Below are 15,555 nucleotides of genomic sequence, written 5' to 3' on the forward strand. Positions count from 1 at the left end.
TGAATTATTAGTAGTTCAGCCTTTTCAATATATATAGATATGAAACGCGTAGAAATAACTGAAAAAGCGAGTAAAATTGTTAAGCAATTAAAAACGAAACATGGTGCATTGATTTTTCATCAAAGTGGCGGCTGTTGCGATGGTTCTGCTCCAATGATTTTTGAAAAAGAGGATATGTATCTCGATGAAAGTGATGTGCATCTTGGCGATGTAGAAGGCGTGCCCTTTTATATGAATCAAGATCAATTCAATTACTGGAAACATACACATTTAACGATTGATGTTACTGAAGGTCGTGGCGCTAGTTTTTCGTTAGAAATTCCTCTGGGACTCCGATTTTTGATCCATTCCAGATTGTTAACTAAAGATGAAGAAGCATTTTTTAATTCAAAATAGTTGCATTAACTTGCTAATGAAAAATAGAATATAATGAGTAATTACCATATAAAACATTTAGAAGAATACTATCAGGTCTATAGAAAATCGGTAAGAGAACCCCAAAATTTCTGGGAAGAAATTGCCGAAGAACATTTCCTCTGGCGAAAAAAATGGAATCGGGTATTACACTGGGATTTTTCTAAACCTGAAATCAAATGGTTTGAAGGTGCACAACTCAATATCACTGAAAACTGTATCGATAGACATTTGGCTACTCGTGGTGATAAAACAGCTATTCTTTTCGAACCTAATAATCCTAAGGAAGGTGCAGAACATATTTCTTACAGACAATTATACCATCGTGTCAACCAGTTTGCCAATGTGTTAAAAGCAAAAGGAGTCAAAAAAGGCGATCGTGTTTGTATTTATGTGCCTATGATTCCTGAATTGGCTATCTCTGTATTGGCTTGTGCGAGAATAGGCGCTATCCATTCTGTGGTGTTTGCCGGTTTTTCTTCAACAGCATTGGCTACTAGAATGAATGATTGCGATTGTAAAGTCGTAATTACGGCAGATGGTTCTTATCGTGGTGCTAAAACTATAGATTTAAAGGGTATTGTTGATGAAGCCTTAGAACAATGTGATGGTGTACAAACCGTTTTAGTCGCCAAGCGAATTAACTCTGAAGTTGCTATGAAATCAGGTCGTGATTATTGGTTGCAGCCTTTGTTAGATGCGGCTTCTGATCAATGTAATGCCGAAGTGATGGATGCTGAAGATCCACTGTTTATACTCTATACTTCTGGTTCTACGGGAAAACCTAAAGGCATGGTGCATACCACAGCTGGCTATATGGTATATTCGGCATATACTTTTAAAAATGCGTTTCAGTATAAAGAGGATGATGTTTATTGGTGTACTGCAGATATAGGCTGGATTACCGGACACTCATATATTGTTTACGGACCGCTAGCAAATGGTGCTACAACGTTGATGTTTGAAGGAGTACCGAGTTATCCGGATTTCGGACGCTTTTGGGATATCGTAGAAAAGCATAAAGTCAATCAGTTTTACACTGCGCCAACAGCGATTAGAGCTTTGGCAAAACAAGGTGTTGAACTCGTGGAAAAGTACGATTTATCATCGCTTAAAGTCTTAGGAAGTGTAGGCGAACCCATTAATGAAGAAGCTTGGCATTGGTATAATGATAACATTGGAAAAAATAAGAGTCCGATTATCGATTCATGGTGGCAGACAGAAACAGGTGGTATTATGATAACACCAATTCCGTATGTGACACCAACAAAGCCTACCTATGCGACCTTACCTTTTATTGGAATTCAGCCCTGTTTAATGGATGAAGATGGCGAAGAGCTTAAAGGAAATCAGGTCAACGGTCGTTTATGTATTAAATTCCCTTGGCCAAGTATTGCACGTACCATTTGGGGTAATCATCAGCGTTATAAAGATACTTATTTTTCAACCTATAAGAACAAATATTTTACAGGTGATGGCGCTTTGCGTGATGAAGTTGGATACTACCGAATTACAGGTCGTGTAGATGATGTCATTATTGTCTCAGGACATAATTTAGGAACAGCTCCCATTGAAGATGCTATTAATGAGCATCCTGCTATTGCTGAAAGCGCTATTGTTGGTTTTCCTCATGACGTAAAAGGAAGTGCCTTGTATGGATATGTGACTTTAAAAGATGCAGGCGAAACTAGAAATCATGATAATCTTCGTAAAGAAATCAATCAACTTATTGCGGATAGAATCGGACCAATAGCTAAGCTTGATAAGATTCAGTTTACTGAAGGCTTGCCAAAAACGAGAAGTGGTAAAATCATGCGACGTATTTTACGTAAAATTGCTGAAAAAGACACCAGTAATTTAGGCGATATTAGTACACTCTTAAATCCGGAATGCGTTCAGGATATTATGGATAATGCATTATAGACTTAAAAGAAAAGCATGCCAAAACCAAAAGGTCAAAAAAACGGAAAGAACAAAGCCAAACACTCTAAGTTAATGGCTCAAAAAAAGAATAAAATCAAAGCTGAAAAGGAAACCAGAAAAGAGCGTTTAAAAGCGATTATAAAAAAGGCAAAAGATGTTTAATCTTGCTCAATTGTAGTGATGTCTACAATGAAAAGCAGGTAAATTTACCTATTGTCAGGCGGTTAATTTATTTAGATATTTATACAAATTATAAAGTCAAATAGTATGGCTACAGATGGAAGTGCTCAAAGTGCTGTATGGCCTATGCCAAAGTTTAGATTTGAAGTCGATTTAGGCGATGGACTCAATAATGTGGCATTTCAAGAAGTCTCAGGGTTGGATGTAGAATCTCAAATCATAGAATATAGAAACAGCAACAGTAAATTGTTTTCTATTGAAAAGATGCCAGGACTTGCAAAGTATGGAAATGTCACAATGAAGGGAGGTGTTTTTGTTAATGATAATACCTTTTGGAATTGGCATAAACAAATCTCTATAAATACTATTAAAAGACGTACAGTTATTATCAAATTACTTGATGAAACTGGTCAGGTAACCATGCAATGGCTGCTTCATAATGCTTGGCCTACTAAAATTACATCTACCGATTTAAAATCTGATGGAAATGAAATTGCCGTAGATACTATAGAAATTGCGCATGAACAAATCGTTATTACTAATGGTTCGTAGGTGTTAAGCGTGTAGTAATTCGCGTCTGCGTTTCATCCATAAAAAGACAAGCATAGACAACACTCCAAAAATTGAGAACCCGATAAATAATGGTAATACCGAAGTTTTTACAAAGCTTCCAATATAGTTGGCAATTGGTACAGCCATAACTGTAGAGACAAAACCATTAATAGCTGCTCCAATACCTGCAATATGTCCTAAAGGCTCCATGGCTAATGATCTTAAATTTCCGAAGAGAAATCCAACAGCAAAAAACTGTAACAAGAAGAAGGTTACTAAAACATGTATACTCGGATTGTTTCCTGTATGAAATAATACAACATAAAGTACAGACACTACAACATAGGCAATAGTTGCAACATAAGCAATGTTAAATGAACCAAACCTAATCACAAGTCGGCTATTCGTAAACGTCGCAAACCCTACTGAAAATGCCGTGCTTGCAAAAATATAAGGAAATAGTTCACCTAGTTGGTATTGCTCCTGAAAGATTTGCTGCGATGTACTTAAATAGACCATAAATGATCCAGTAATAAAACCAGAAACCAGAGTAAAGGCAACCGCTTCTTTGTGTTTTAAAAACTCAACGGTTCCTGTAATAAAAATGGAAGGTGAAAATTTTATACGGTTTTTAGCTTCTAAGGTTTCGGGTTGCCGTTTCCAAAACCAGAGCACGATTAAAAGTCCTATAATTAAATTGACATTAAAGATGGCTTTCCAATCAAAAAAATCTAAGAGCAGTTGCCCAAAAGTTGGTGCCACAATAGGCACCAAAATAAAAAACATAACAATGATCGATAAAATCTTCGCCATAAAATCACCGCTATAGGTATCACGTGTCATGGCTATCGCTATGGTTCTTGGTGAGGAAAGCCCGATGCCTTGAAAAATACGTCCGGCAATCATCACGTTAAAATCATCGGTAGTCACACAAACAATACTGGCTATGACAAAAATGGCAAACCCGAAATACACCATAGGTTTTCTTCCGAAGCTATCAGATAAAGGGCCAAAAATCAACTGTCCAAAACCTAAACCTAAAAAGATCATGGTGATTAACTTTTGATTATCACTAGCTTTAAGCACATTTAAATCCTGTCCAATTTCTGGTAAAGCGGGAAGTAACGCATCAATTGAAAGTGCAACTATCGACATCAACGATGCCATGAGGACTACAAATTCAATTTTGAAGGTTGGTTTGTTTTGCATGCCGCAAAGGTAATTCGATTCCTGAAAAAATATGGGCTTACATGTTATAAAGTATTCTTAAAAGGGCATAAAAAAACTCCTGTAAAACAGAAGCCCTTTTATAATAAGTTCAATTGTATTATTTTTTTCGTGTATAGGTAATTTCCATCGTTTTAAATTCTTCTCCATTAGCAGTCATATACATTTCAAATAGATGTTTGTCATCGGTAATGTAAGTGAGTACTTGTTTTACTTTTATGGTCTCACCAGTCATTGGATCATCCATGGTTCCAGTAGTTGTTAGAATTTTTCCGTCTTTATCTACGTTGCCATCCATAATCATGATACCGCTTCCCATATTATCTATCCAAGTACTGATGAAGATTTTTTTTGAGTTGTCGTAACCAATTAATCCCTGACCTTTGAAGGGCCTGCCCATCATGATTCCTTCATGGGTAGATTTTTGATACAACCCATTCATTATCATCGTGTTTGTTGTACTCATCTTTGATGCTTGAGGTGGTTGTGAAGGATCCATCCACATTTTTACATCACCTGTCCAATCACCATCAAATGAGGCTAACCATTTGTGATACTTTCCAGGAGTCATATTGTCTTGCCACGCTTTCATCTGTTCTTGTGTCTGAGAAAACCCATAACTACAAAACATTGCAATAGCTATTAATAAGAGTAATTTTTTCATGTTAATTGAATTAAAATTAATGCTATTAAAGATACAAATTTTAAAGCAAAACAGGAGCGCTGCTCAAATCTTAAATATTAATATGCGTTTTTTGACGCTCAAAGTATAGTTGACATGCGAACTTGATAATTATTGATTAACTTTATAACGACTTAATTTGCCGAATTCGAATCACGCCCAAACCTAAAAATTAATATGCTAACAACGACATTAATCACTTTATTTACAAGAGATTTAAACAAGTTAAAACAAGAAATTAATGCCTATCAAAATGAAGAGCATCTTTGGATTTCTACCGGAACCATAACCAATTCTGCCGGAAATTTATGTCTGCATCTCGTAGGTAACCTCAATCATTTTATAGGTGCGACCATTGGTAATACCGATTATATAAGACAACGGGATTTAGAGTTTTCTCAAAAACATGTCCCAAGAGCAGAATTAATTAAACAGGTAGATGACACTATTGCAGTGGTTGAATCTACGCTGAAAAATTTAACAGCTGCCGATTTACAAACAGAATATAAACGTCGTGTTTTTGAAGATACCATGACAACCGAATACTTTCTGGTGCATTTGACGATGCATTTGGCGTATCATCTCGGACAAATAAATTATCACAGACGTATATTAGATGTTTAGCTTATGACGACTTTTGATCATTTTAATATTAACTTGCTGCAAGCTCATGAAGGTGATGCTTTCTATGAATTAATCAATTCGAATAGAGCACGACTCGAAGATTTTTTTGCAGGAACCGTTGCAAAGACTCAAACACGAGACGATACCTTAAAGTATTGTGAAGAGATTCAAGAGCGTATCAAAGCTAAAAGCTATTTTCCGTATATAATTACAGACACAAAAACTGATACTTTTGTCGGTTTGGTCGACCTTAAAAATATCGATTGGAATGTGCCGAAAGCTGAATTGGGTTATTTTATCGATTCCAATTATTCAGGAAAAGGCATTACATCTAAGGCTGTTAGCTTGATAATTGATATGCTCATTGAAACCTTTCAGTTTAAAAAACTATTGTGTAGGGTCGGAAGCAAAAATCTAGGAAGTATTAATGTGGCTTTAAAAAACAAGTTTGAATTAGAAGGCACCATTCGTAACGATTACCGAACAACAAAAGGTGAAATCGTTGATTTGAATTACTACGGACGCATATTTGACTAAAATGTTAAACAGCTATTAAATATAAGGACAAATTGCTACTGATGTGTAACTTTAAACTGTAAACACTAAACTATGAAACTTAAATCACCTATTCTCTTAGTATTGCTCACTTGTATGACTTTTTCATTAGTAGCACAAGACTTAACTTTTGAAGAATATAATCCAACATCAACTCTGGTTGTTCCCGGAAAAGTTATCAAACGTGCTAAATTCCCTTTTATCGATATACATGGGCACCAATACCAAATGCCAACACAAGATTTAACATCTGTTATTGCAGCTATGGATACCTTAAATATGGGAATCATGGTCAATTTAAGTGGAAGAACTGGAGATGATCTTATAAAATCGGTAGCTAATATTGACAAAAATTTTCCGAATCGTTTTGTGGTGTTTTGTAATATTAATTTTGAAGGTGCTGGAGCTGAAGGTTGGATCGAGGAGAAGGTAGCACAATTAAAAGCAGATGTAAAAAATGGGGCTCGCGGACTCAAAGTCTACAAGAGTTTAGGTTTACGGAATAAGGATGTCGACGGAAAACGTCTGGCAATTGATGATACGCGCTTGAACCCTATTTGGAAAACATGTGGCGAATTAGGTATTCCTGTGTTGATTCACGCTGCAGACCCGAAGTCGTTTTGGGATGATTTTGACGCCGATAATGAGCGATGGCTAGAATTAAAAACACATCCACGACGCAAACGCGATGCTGATAATCCTGCGCCTTGGGAGCAAATTATACAAGAGCAACACAATATGTTTAAAGCCCATCCCAATACGACTTTTATCAATGCACATATGGGCTGGTATGCTAATGACCTTGGTAAATTAGGTACGCTATTAGACGAGATGCCGAATATGAATGTGGGAATAGGGGCAATTATTGCTGAACTTGGTAGACAGCCACGTTTTGCTAAAGCGTTTTTTATCAAGTATCAGGATCGCATTCTCTTCGGAAAAGATAGCTGGAAACCAGAAGAATTTCCTACCTATTTTAGAGTCTTAGAAAGTGCAGATGAGTATTTTCCGTATCACAAAAAATACCATGCCTTCTGGCCTATGTATGGTTTAGATTTGCCAGATGAAGTCCTTAAAAAAGTATACTATAAAAATGCCCTACGGATAGTACCAGGTTTGGATAAAAGTAAATTTCCAGACTAATTACAACGGAATATTCCCGTGCTTTCGTTTGGGAGTGTCAATAACTTTATCTTCTAACATTGCAAAAGCCTTGATGAGTTTTCTACGTGTATCCTTCGGAAGAATAACTTCGTCAATAAATCCACGTTCGGCAGCACTATAAGGATTGGCAAACAATTGCGCATATTCGGCTTCTTTTTCTTTCCATTTTGCCTCCTTGTCCTCCGCAGCTTTAATGTCTTTTTTGAAGATAATTTCCGCAGCACCTTTAGCACCCATTACGGCAATTTCGGCACTCGGCCAGGCAAAGTTCATATCGCTACCAATATGTTTTGAATTCATTACATCGTAAGCGCCTCCGTAGGCTTTTCGTGTAATGACAGTGACTCTGGGTACAGTAGCTTCGCTGAAGGCGTACAATAGTTTCGCGCCATGAACAATAATCCCATTCCATTCTTGATCGGTTCCTGGTAAAAAGCCCGGGACATCTTCTAATACAAGCAACGGAATATTGAAACAGTCGCAAAAACGGACAAAACGAGCTGCTTTTTTGGAGCTGTTAACATCTAAAACACCTGCTAAAAATATAGGTTGATTGGCTACAATTCCGATGCTTCTTCCGCCTAAACGCGCAAAACCGCAAATGATATTTTCGGCGTGATCTTTATGAATTTCATAAAACGAATCTTCATCAATAATACCTTTAATAACTTCATGCATATCGTAAGGTTTATTCGCATTATCGGGTACGATATCGGATAAGCTATCTCTAACTTCGTCTTCCAATTTATATGCTAATAATTCAGGCGATTCTGTATTGTTTTGTGGTAAATAACTCAGCAAAGTCTTGACATCTTCTAAGCATTCTACATCATTTGATGAGGTTTTGTGAGCCACACCAGATTTTGTAGAATGTGTACTGGCGCCACCAAGTTCTTCACTAGTAACTTCTTCATTGGTGACTGTTTTTACAACATTCGGACCTGTAACAAACATATAGCTGGTGTCTTCTACCATAATCGTAAAATCGGTCATAGCAGGCGAATAAACGGCACCTCCAGCACATGGTCCCATGATGGCTGAAATTTGCGGAATCACACCTGAAGCTTGTACATTGCGATAAAAAATATCGGCATAACCACCAAGCGAACGCACACCTTCCTGAATTCTGGCACCACCAGAATCGTTCAATCCAATCACAGGCGCACCAACTTTAACTGCCAAATCCATGATTTTACAAATCTTTTCAGCATGAGTTTCTGAAAGCGAACCTCCAAAAACGGTAAAATCCTGAGCAAAAACGTACACGAGGCGACCGTCAATTGTTCCGTAACCTGTCACGACACCATCACCATAAAACTTCTGATTTTCCATACCAAAGTCTTTGGTTCTATGTGTTACCAAGGCGCCAATTTCTTCAAATGATTGGTCGTCTAAAAGATACATGACGCGTTCTCTTGCAGTGAGTTTTTTCTTTTGATGCTGTTTGTCAATTCTCGCTTGTCCGCCACCTAAGTAGGCCTGTTCCAGTTTGTCGTTTAGCGTTTTAATTTTTGAATCCATACGTTGTTTTTCGGATTTTATGACTCTGATTATAAATCAGAATGGATGTCTTAGTTTTATGATTCCGTGTCGCTTTCTATTACGTTTTTTGATACGGAATACCTGTTGTTTTTCTTAATTTAATTAGGAATGCGAAGTATTTTTTGTTCTTCTAAATACCGTTGCACAGCAATTAATGCTGCAATCTTAGCTTCATTTTGCTGCTGTTCTAATAACTTTTCAGCTGAATAATACTTCTTCACAAAATGCGTATCGAAATTTCCACTTCGAAAGGCGTCATGCTCACAAACATAAGTTCCAAAAGGTAAGGTGGTTTGGATACCTTCAATGTGATAATCATCAATTGCTTTCAGCATTAAGGCAATGGCTTCATCTCTGGTGTTTCCGTAGGTAATTAATTTCGAAATCATCGGGTCGTAATAAATCGGAATTTCCATGCCTTCTTCAAATCCGTTATCTACACGAATTCCATCGCCTTCGGGTAGTTTGTAAGTGTTTAATGTGCCGACGCTTGGTAGAAAATCATTTAAAGGATCTTCAGCATACACACGTAATTCCAGTGCATGACCATGAATTTTTAAATCGTCTTGCTTGTAAGGTAATACCTCACCACGAGCCACACGAATTTGCAATTCGACCAAATCGGTATTCGTGATAATTTCAGATACAGGATGCTCAACCTGGAGACGCGTATTCATTTCAAGGAAGTAGAAATTATGGTCGTCATCAAGTAAAAATTCGACGGTACCAGCACCAACATAATCACAAGCTTTGGCAACTCTAACGGCTGCTTCACCCATTTTAGAACGCAATTCGGGTGTTAATACGCTCGATGGTGCTTCTTCAACAACTTTTTGGTGGCGACGCTGGATACTGCATTCGCGTTCAAATAAGTGAATACTATTACCATGGGTGTCGGCCATAACCTGAATTTCTATATGACGTGGTGAAGTGACATATTTTTCAATAAATACAGAACCATCACCAAAGGCATTTACAGCTTCACTGATAGCACGATCCATTTGCGATTCAAATTCACTTTCTTTATCTACAATACGCATGCCTTTTCCACCACCACCAGCAGAGGCTTTTATCAATATTGGGAATCCAATGTCTTTAGCTATACTTTTGGCTTCAGCGATATCTGTTATGGCTTCATCTGTACCAGGAACCATAGGGATATCATAAGCTTTAACCGCTTCTTTTGCAGCTAATTTGCTTCCCATAATTCGGATGGCATGAGATTTCGGACCAATAAATGTGATGTTATTACTTTCGCATAATTCAGCAAAATCAGCATTTTCACTCAAGAATCCGTATCCTGGATGAATTGCATCGACATTTAAGTTTTTAGCAACCTCAATAATTTTATCACCTAATAAATACGATTGATTAGAAGGTGCTTCACCAATAAGAACAGCTTCATCTGCATATTTTACATGCGGTGATTGTCTGTCGATTGTTGAATAAACAGCAACCGTTTTAATTCCCATTTTTTTTGCCGTTCGCATAACACGAATGGCTATTTCTCCACGATTTGCAACTAATATTTTTTTCATGTTATTCAAACTCAATTAATAGTTGGTTTTTTTCTACAGCATTTCCTTTTTCAACAGAAATAGATTTAATGACACCTGTTCTAGGTGAGGTTAAAACGTTTTCCATTTTCATGGCTTCTAAGATTAAAAGCGGATCATTTTCATTGACTTCTTGTCCTGTTTTGACATTTATTTCAAGGATAAGACCAGGCATTGGCGCTTTGATGTTATTGACAATTTTTGAGCTTCCTATTTCAAATCCCATGTCTTTTATTAAAGAATCTAAAGCATTAAAAATGTTGACATTATAAGTGTTGTTGTTAACTTTTACTTCATATGATTTTTTATTAACATCTGAAGCGGTTATTTCAGCTTTATAAGATGTGTCGTCATGCAAAACATGATAGGTGTTAGCTGAAGTTTTTATGCTATTGAGTTTAGAACTGTCGGTTTCTGAAATATCAAAATCGAATGATGTATTGACATTTACTTTAAACGATTGACGCATTTAAATGAATTTTAAATTTTGGTAAAGGTAACGAATTATAACGTTTTCGTAAATGTGAATTTACGACCTCATATTTAGAAACTCATGACTTGTTTATTGATTATTATCTGGATTGAAATGTGAATCGTCCTGATGTTTTTTGATGGCTTTATGTGATAAAATAATACCAAGAATTAGAGATATGATGGCGCCTGTCCAGATGCCTGGAATAAAATCTATAAATAAGAAAAAGTCATAAAATCCATGAAATATTACTGCTAGGAGTAAGCCTAATAGATTAAGTCGGATTCTAGACTTAGAAAACTTTGCTTTCCCCATAAAATAGCCCATTAAAATTCCAAAGGTAGCATGAGCAGGAACCGCAGTAAATGCTCTTAAAAACCCAGTAATATAGCCGCTTTCTAAAACATAAAACACATTTTCTGTAGCCGCAAACCCCATCGATACCATGACGGCATACATAATACCATCAAAAGGCTCATTAAATGCTTTTTTAGGTTGAGCAAAAAACCTCACAATTATATATTTACTAAATTCTTCAGTAAGACCAACAACCAGAAAGGCTTTAACAAATTGTTGTGGCACACTAAAGCTATCATTTAGAGGTAATAAAATATCAAAACCCAGATAAATGATGGTTGTAACGATAATACTAACTATGGCGCCCAATAGGAAACTTGCCAGTAATAAACCTTTAGGCTCTTTGTCATATTTATCTTTAAAATAGACATAAAGAATGATGATAAAAATAGGAGCAACAGCTAGTAAGAGTAGATTAATCATAGGTAAAATATAGTGAAAATTAGCGCGTCATTCTGGTTTTAATGGCTGCAACTACAAATTCGTAATAAGATTTGTTACTTGAAACAAAATGATTATTAGTTTCAGAATGTTTTAGTAGTTGATTGAATTGGTCGATAGAGACAAATTTTAAGGCTTCAACTTCTTCTTTTTGAGGTTGAAGCGCATCTAGTTTTACCGCGACCTTAGCTATAAACGTATTATGAAATTCATTATCAATGATGCCGTTAGGATAGGATTGAAAACATTCAAATACACCAATTTTAATAAGCTGAGCTTCGTTAATGGAGATACCAATTTCTTCTTTCGCTTCTCTAACAGCTGCTTGTTCAGGGGTTTCTCCAGCATCAATATGACCAGCGACAGAAACATCCCAAAGTAGCGGACAAATAGCTTTTGAAGCCGCACGTTGTTGAAGAAGAATGTTTCCTTCAGCTGTATACAACCAAACGTGAGCTGTATTGTGCAAATGACCTTTGGCATGAATTTCAGACTTTAATGCTGAAGCACCTGTTGGTTGTCCGTTACGGTCTACGATGTCGATATATTCTTCCAAAACCTAATTTTTAAAGGATTGATTTAATAGCATTCACTAAGGTGTCAAAATCAGATTTAGTATTAAACAGATGGCAAGAAATGCGAATATAGGATCCTCTAAAGGATAAAAAAATGTTTTGTTCTTGAAGCACTGTTTTTAAGTCTTTAATATCAATATGCTCAGGAAGTTTTGCTCCAAATAAATGATGTGTCCGATAATCGGGATGTTCAATTTGAAAACCTAAACCAGTAAGTTCCGCTACGGCTTCATAGGATATCGATTTACAATACTCCTGAATAGCTTTTGGTGTCCAATCTATCACCTGTTTTAAGGCTTCGATTTGCATTTTCACATAAATGAAATTTCCACTTTCACCAACAGCATAGCGATTTGCAAACGGTTTGTATTGGGATTCATAATTGGTTAAATCAGATAATTTTTCACTGTGTAACCGGTTAGCCCAGTTATTTTCAATAGGTTCGCCATCGTCAAAATAACTGCTGTAATAGGCATAACCGCAACCATAAGGTCCGAATAACCATTTGTAACCTGCACAAATTAAAGCGTCAGGCTGAATCTCTTTAACAGAAAAAGGAAAGGCTCCAATAGTTTGACTGCCATCAACAATTAATAAAGCATCGTGCTTTCTGGTTTTAGCTCTGAGGGCTTTTAAGTCGAAAATTGTGCCGTTGGACCAATGGATATTTCCAAGTGCCACAACAGCCGTTTTGTTGGTGATTTGATCAAGAAGGTCTTGATTCCACTGTTTGGCGTTGTGTGTTTTTAAATTGGGGTTGGCAACAGTAATCAGTTTGGCATCATAGCTGTCAGCCAGTTTTTTCCAGGCATAATAATTACTCGGAAACTGCTCTTCAATGATTACTATTTCGTCTCCAGAATTGAGTTTAATATTATTAGTAACTGTCGCTATTCCGTAGGAAACAGAAGGAATACTGGCGATGCGTTCAGGTTCGTCAATATCAATAAGTTGGGCAAATAAGCCTTTAAGTTCAGTCACCGGATCAAAAAAGTCTGAAGACGGAATGGTATAAGGTTGGCTTTTTTGTAAAACCGCATCAATTCCAGCCTGCTCAACAGCTTTAAACGAAGGCGAGAGGCTGGCAGTGTTTAAATAGGTGATGTGATCTTCAATGTTAAAAAGATGCTTTTGATGTTTTAAAATCATGTTTTAATTATTCAAAATATGAAAATGTATCGCCATCTTTTATCTTCAGTAAGGTTTCATAAATCATCTTAATCACATTTTCAACATCATCACGATGTACCATTTCTACAGTCGTATGCATATAGCGTAACGGTAAAGAAATTAATGCAGAAGCCACGCCGCCATTGCTGTAGGCAAACGCATCAGTATCAGTCCCTGTAGCTCTCGAAAGTGCCGAACGTTGAAACGGAATTTTCTTAGCTTCAGCAGTATCAGTGATTAAATCTCGTAATTTTTGTTGCACAGCAGGAGCATAAGCCACTACAGGACCTTTTCCCATTTCAAGATGACCTTCTTTCTTCTTGTCAATCATAGGTGTTGTGGTATCGTGCGTAACATCGGTCACGATAGCAACATTTGGTTTGATGGTTTCAGTAATCATTTGTGCACCACGTAGGCCAATTTCTTCTTGAACAGAATTCGTAACGTAAAGTCCAAATGGCAAGGTCTTTTTATTCTCTTTCAGAAGACGCGCCACTTCAGCAATCATAAAGCCACCCATTCGGTTATCAAGGGCACGACAGACAAATTTATCTTTATTAAGAATATGAAATTCATCAGGATAGGTAATGACACAACCAACATGAACGCCTAGTTTTTCAACCTCTTCTTTTGTCGCACAACCACAATCGATAAAAATATTATCCGGTTTAGGTGGTTCTTCTTTAGCTTTGCTTCGGGTATGAATTGCTGGCCATCCAAAAACACCTTTGACAATTCCTTTTTTAGTGTGGATATTAACAACTTTACTCGGAGCGATTTGGTGGTCGCTTCCGCCATTTCTAATCACGTATATGAGTCCGTTGTCAGAAATATAATTCACATACCAAGAGATTTCATCAGCATGCCCTTCAATCACGACTTTATACTTTGCTTTCGGATTGATAACGCCAACAGCGGTTCCGTAGGTGTCTGTAATAAAATCATCAACATAAGGTTTTAGATAGTCCATCCATAATTTTTGTCCGTCCCATTCATAACCCGTAGGAGCTGCATTGTTTAGGTATTTTTCTAGGAAATCGAGTGATTTTTTATTCAGTATGCTTTTAGTTGCCATATATGTATTATTAGTATTTCTGTAAAAATAAAAGGATTTATTTTCTTTTTAATCGCTTCGGAAAACTTTTTGTAACAAAATGGATTATTTTTACACTTATCAGCTTATAAATATAACTTAAACTAGAACCGATGAAGCTAATCATTAACGATTTAACGAAAACATATAAAAATGGCGTCAAAGCTATTGATAATCTCAGTATTGAAATAGGAACAGGAATGTTTGGTTTATTAGGACCGAATGGTGCAGGAAAATCATCACTTATGCGAACGATTGCCACCTTACAAAGTCCGGATTCTGGTTCAATCACCTTTGGAGATATTAATGTTTTGGAAGATAAAATGGCATTGAGAAAGATTTTAGGGTATTTGCCTCAGTCGTTTGGTGTGTATCCAAAAATGTCTGCGGAAGCTTTATTGGATTATTTTGCGACGTTAAAAGGCGTGAGTTCTAAAAGTGACCGACAAACATTAGTTAAAGAAGTTTTAGAGATTACCAATTTGTATGATGTTCGTAAAAAGTATGTGGCAGGTTATTCAGGAGGAATGAAGCAACGTTTTGGAATTGCCCAATTGCTGTTAAACAATCCTAAGTTAATTATTGTAGACGAACCAACTGCAGGTTTGGATCCAGCTGAAAGACATCGTTTTTTGAATGTGCTTCGCGAAGTAGGAACCAATTGTACTGTGATTTTTTCAACGCATATTGTTGAAGATGTTAAAGAATTGTGTAATGAAATGGCCATTTTAAATGGTGGACGAATTTTAAAACAATCGACGCCATCAAAAGCCAGAGCAGAATTAGATGGGAAAATCTGGACCAAGATTATCGATAGAGATGATCTGGAAGCTAATGAAGCCCAATACAATATTTTATCATCAAATTATAATGAAGATAATTCGTTAAATATTAGAGTCTTTGCCGATAGTTTGCCAGGTGCTGATTTTAAAACCTCTGAGCCGCAATTAGACGACGTGTATTTTATAGCCTTAAAGCAGGATGAACCTGTTTTGAGCTAATTTAATTTTATTATAATTTAAAAAATA

General features: G+C 36.5%; 17 protein-coding genes. 8 read left to right on the top strand and 9 right to left on the bottom strand.

Annotated elements, in window-relative coordinates; genetic code table 11:
- The first annotated feature begins 39 nt into the window (after positions 1-39).
- From N4270_RS07430 to N4270_RS07445, 4 genes are all read left to right on the top strand, one after another.
- Positions 40-396: a DUF779 domain-containing protein gene (locus tag N4270_RS07430; protein ID WP_260096393.1), complete on the top strand. Its 357-nt coding sequence runs from the start codon at positions 40-42 to the stop codon at positions 394-396.
- A gap of 33 nt (positions 397-429) precedes the next feature.
- On the top strand, positions 430-2,337 hold the full coding sequence (gene acs, locus N4270_RS07435) for an acetate--CoA ligase (RefSeq protein WP_260096394.1): 1,908 nt from the start codon (positions 430-432) through the stop codon (positions 2,335-2,337).
- A 15-nt stretch (positions 2,338-2,352) separates the two neighbouring features.
- Positions 2,353-2,499 (top strand): hypothetical protein, encoded by a 147-nt coding sequence (locus N4270_RS07440; RefSeq protein WP_260096395.1) that lies wholly within the window; start codon positions 2,353-2,355, stop codon positions 2,497-2,499.
- A 105-nt stretch (positions 2,500-2,604) separates the two neighbouring features.
- Positions 2,605-3,069 (top strand): phage tail protein, encoded by a 465-nt coding sequence (locus tag N4270_RS07445; RefSeq protein WP_260096396.1) that lies wholly within the window; start codon positions 2,605-2,607, stop codon positions 3,067-3,069.
- A 3-nt stretch (positions 3,070-3,072) separates the two neighbouring features.
- Here the strand turns inward: N4270_RS07445 and N4270_RS07450 are convergent, their stop codons facing one another.
- Both N4270_RS07450 and N4270_RS07455 read right to left on the bottom strand, forming a co-directional pair.
- Complete coding sequence (locus tag N4270_RS07450) at positions 3,073-4,278, bottom strand: multidrug effflux MFS transporter (RefSeq protein WP_260096397.1); 1,206 nt, start codon at positions 4,276-4,278, stop codon at positions 3,073-3,075.
- 118 nt (positions 4,279-4,396) lie between these two features.
- Complete coding sequence (locus tag N4270_RS07455; RefSeq protein WP_260096398.1) at positions 4,397-4,960, bottom strand: DUF1579 domain-containing protein; 564 nt, start codon at positions 4,958-4,960, stop codon at positions 4,397-4,399.
- Positions 4,961-5,155: 195 nt separating this feature from the next.
- Between N4270_RS07455 and N4270_RS07460 the strand changes: the two genes are divergently transcribed.
- From N4270_RS07460 to N4270_RS07470, 3 genes are all read left to right on the top strand, one after another.
- Positions 5,156-5,602, top strand: a complete 447-nt coding sequence (locus N4270_RS07460) for a DinB family protein (RefSeq protein ID WP_260096399.1) — start codon at positions 5,156-5,158, stop codon at positions 5,600-5,602.
- Positions 5,603-5,605: 3 nt separating this feature from the next.
- Complete coding sequence (locus N4270_RS07465) at positions 5,606-6,139, top strand: GNAT family N-acetyltransferase (protein WP_260096400.1); 534 nt, start codon at positions 5,606-5,608, stop codon at positions 6,137-6,139.
- 72 nt (positions 6,140-6,211) lie between these two features.
- Complete coding sequence (locus N4270_RS07470; RefSeq protein ID WP_260096401.1) at positions 6,212-7,300, top strand: amidohydrolase family protein; 1,089 nt, start codon at positions 6,212-6,214, stop codon at positions 7,298-7,300.
- On the opposite strand, the gene N4270_RS07475 is transcribed toward N4270_RS07470, so the two are convergent.
- From N4270_RS07475 to N4270_RS07505, 7 genes are all read right to left on the bottom strand, one after another.
- Positions 7,301-8,842, bottom strand: a complete 1,542-nt coding sequence (locus N4270_RS07475; protein ID WP_260096402.1) for an acyl-CoA carboxylase subunit beta — start codon at positions 8,840-8,842, stop codon at positions 7,301-7,303.
- 119 nt (positions 8,843-8,961) lie between these two features.
- Positions 8,962-10,401: an acetyl-CoA carboxylase biotin carboxylase subunit gene (gene accC, locus N4270_RS07480; RefSeq protein ID WP_260096403.1), complete on the bottom strand. Its 1,440-nt coding sequence runs from the start codon at positions 10,399-10,401 to the stop codon at positions 8,962-8,964.
- A 1-nt stretch (position 10,402) separates the two neighbouring features.
- Complete coding sequence (locus N4270_RS07485; RefSeq protein WP_260096404.1) at positions 10,403-10,888, bottom strand: acetyl-CoA carboxylase biotin carboxyl carrier protein subunit; 486 nt, start codon at positions 10,886-10,888, stop codon at positions 10,403-10,405.
- Between the two features lie 93 nt (positions 10,889-10,981).
- Positions 10,982-11,668: a PrsW family glutamic-type intramembrane protease gene (locus N4270_RS07490; protein WP_260096696.1), complete on the bottom strand. Its 687-nt coding sequence runs from the start codon at positions 11,666-11,668 to the stop codon at positions 10,982-10,984.
- A gap of 22 nt (positions 11,669-11,690) precedes the next feature.
- Positions 11,691-12,245 (bottom strand): NUDIX domain-containing protein, encoded by a 555-nt coding sequence (locus N4270_RS07495; RefSeq protein ID WP_260096405.1) that lies wholly within the window; start codon positions 12,243-12,245, stop codon positions 11,691-11,693.
- A 10-nt stretch (positions 12,246-12,255) separates the two neighbouring features.
- A complete protein-coding gene (locus N4270_RS07500) occupies positions 12,256-13,413 on the bottom strand; it encodes an aminotransferase class V-fold PLP-dependent enzyme (protein WP_260096406.1) in 1,158 nt (385 codons plus the stop codon).
- Between the two features lie 7 nt (positions 13,414-13,420).
- Complete coding sequence (locus tag N4270_RS07505; protein WP_260096407.1) at positions 13,421-14,509, bottom strand: M42 family metallopeptidase; 1,089 nt, start codon at positions 14,507-14,509, stop codon at positions 13,421-13,423.
- Between the two features lie 131 nt (positions 14,510-14,640).
- On the opposite strand from N4270_RS07505, the gene N4270_RS07510 reads away from it, so the two are divergent.
- Complete coding sequence (locus N4270_RS07510; protein WP_260096408.1) at positions 14,641-15,528, top strand: ABC transporter ATP-binding protein; 888 nt, start codon at positions 14,641-14,643, stop codon at positions 15,526-15,528.
- Positions 15,529-15,555 lie beyond the last annotated feature (27 nt).

Source organism: Psychroserpens sp. SPM9 (genome assembly GCF_025153525.1).
Lineage (GTDB): Bacteria > Bacteroidota > Bacteroidia > Flavobacteriales > Flavobacteriaceae > Psychroserpens.

What these genes read in the sequence shown, in the direction of transcription:
- N4270_RS07430 (WP_260096393.1), top strand. Translation starts at nt 40, where the DNA reads ATGAAACGCGTAGAAATAACTGAAAAAGCGAGTAAAATTGTTAAGCAA.
- acs (WP_260096394.1), top strand. Translation starts at nt 430, where the DNA reads ATGAGTAATTACCATATAAAACATTTAGAAGAATACTATCAGGTCTAT.
- N4270_RS07440 (WP_260096395.1), top strand. Translation starts at nt 2,353, where the DNA reads ATGCCAAAACCAAAAGGTCAAAAAAACGGAAAGAACAAAGCCAAACAC.
- N4270_RS07445 (WP_260096396.1), top strand. Translation starts at nt 2,605, where the DNA reads ATGGCTACAGATGGAAGTGCTCAAAGTGCTGTATGGCCTATGCCAAAG.
- N4270_RS07450 (WP_260096397.1), bottom strand. Translation starts at nt 4,278, where the DNA reads ATGCAAAACAAACCAACCTTCAAAATTGAATTTGTAGTCCTCATGGCA.
- N4270_RS07455 (WP_260096398.1), bottom strand. Translation starts at nt 4,960, where the DNA reads ATGAAAAAATTACTCTTATTAATAGCTATTGCAATGTTTTGTAGTTAT.
- N4270_RS07460 (WP_260096399.1), top strand. Translation starts at nt 5,156, where the DNA reads ATGCTAACAACGACATTAATCACTTTATTTACAAGAGATTTAAACAAG.
- N4270_RS07465 (WP_260096400.1), top strand. Translation starts at nt 5,606, where the DNA reads ATGACGACTTTTGATCATTTTAATATTAACTTGCTGCAAGCTCATGAA.
- N4270_RS07470 (WP_260096401.1), top strand. Translation starts at nt 6,212, where the DNA reads ATGAAACTTAAATCACCTATTCTCTTAGTATTGCTCACTTGTATGACT.
- N4270_RS07475 (WP_260096402.1), bottom strand. Translation starts at nt 8,842, where the DNA reads ATGGATTCAAAAATTAAAACGCTAAACGACAAACTGGAACAGGCCTAC.
- accC (WP_260096403.1), bottom strand. Translation starts at nt 10,401, where the DNA reads ATGAAAAAAATATTAGTTGCAAATCGTGGAGAAATAGCCATTCGTGTT.
- N4270_RS07485 (WP_260096404.1), bottom strand. Translation starts at nt 10,888, where the DNA reads ATGCGTCAATCGTTTAAAGTAAATGTCAATACATCATTCGATTTTGAT.
- N4270_RS07500 (WP_260096406.1), bottom strand. Translation starts at nt 13,413, where the DNA reads ATGATTTTAAAACATCAAAAGCATCTTTTTAACATTGAAGATCACATC.
- N4270_RS07505 (WP_260096407.1), bottom strand. Translation starts at nt 14,509, where the DNA reads ATGGCAACTAAAAGCATACTGAATAAAAAATCACTCGATTTCCTAGAA.
- N4270_RS07510 (WP_260096408.1), top strand. Translation starts at nt 14,641, where the DNA reads ATGAAGCTAATCATTAACGATTTAACGAAAACATATAAAAATGGCGTC.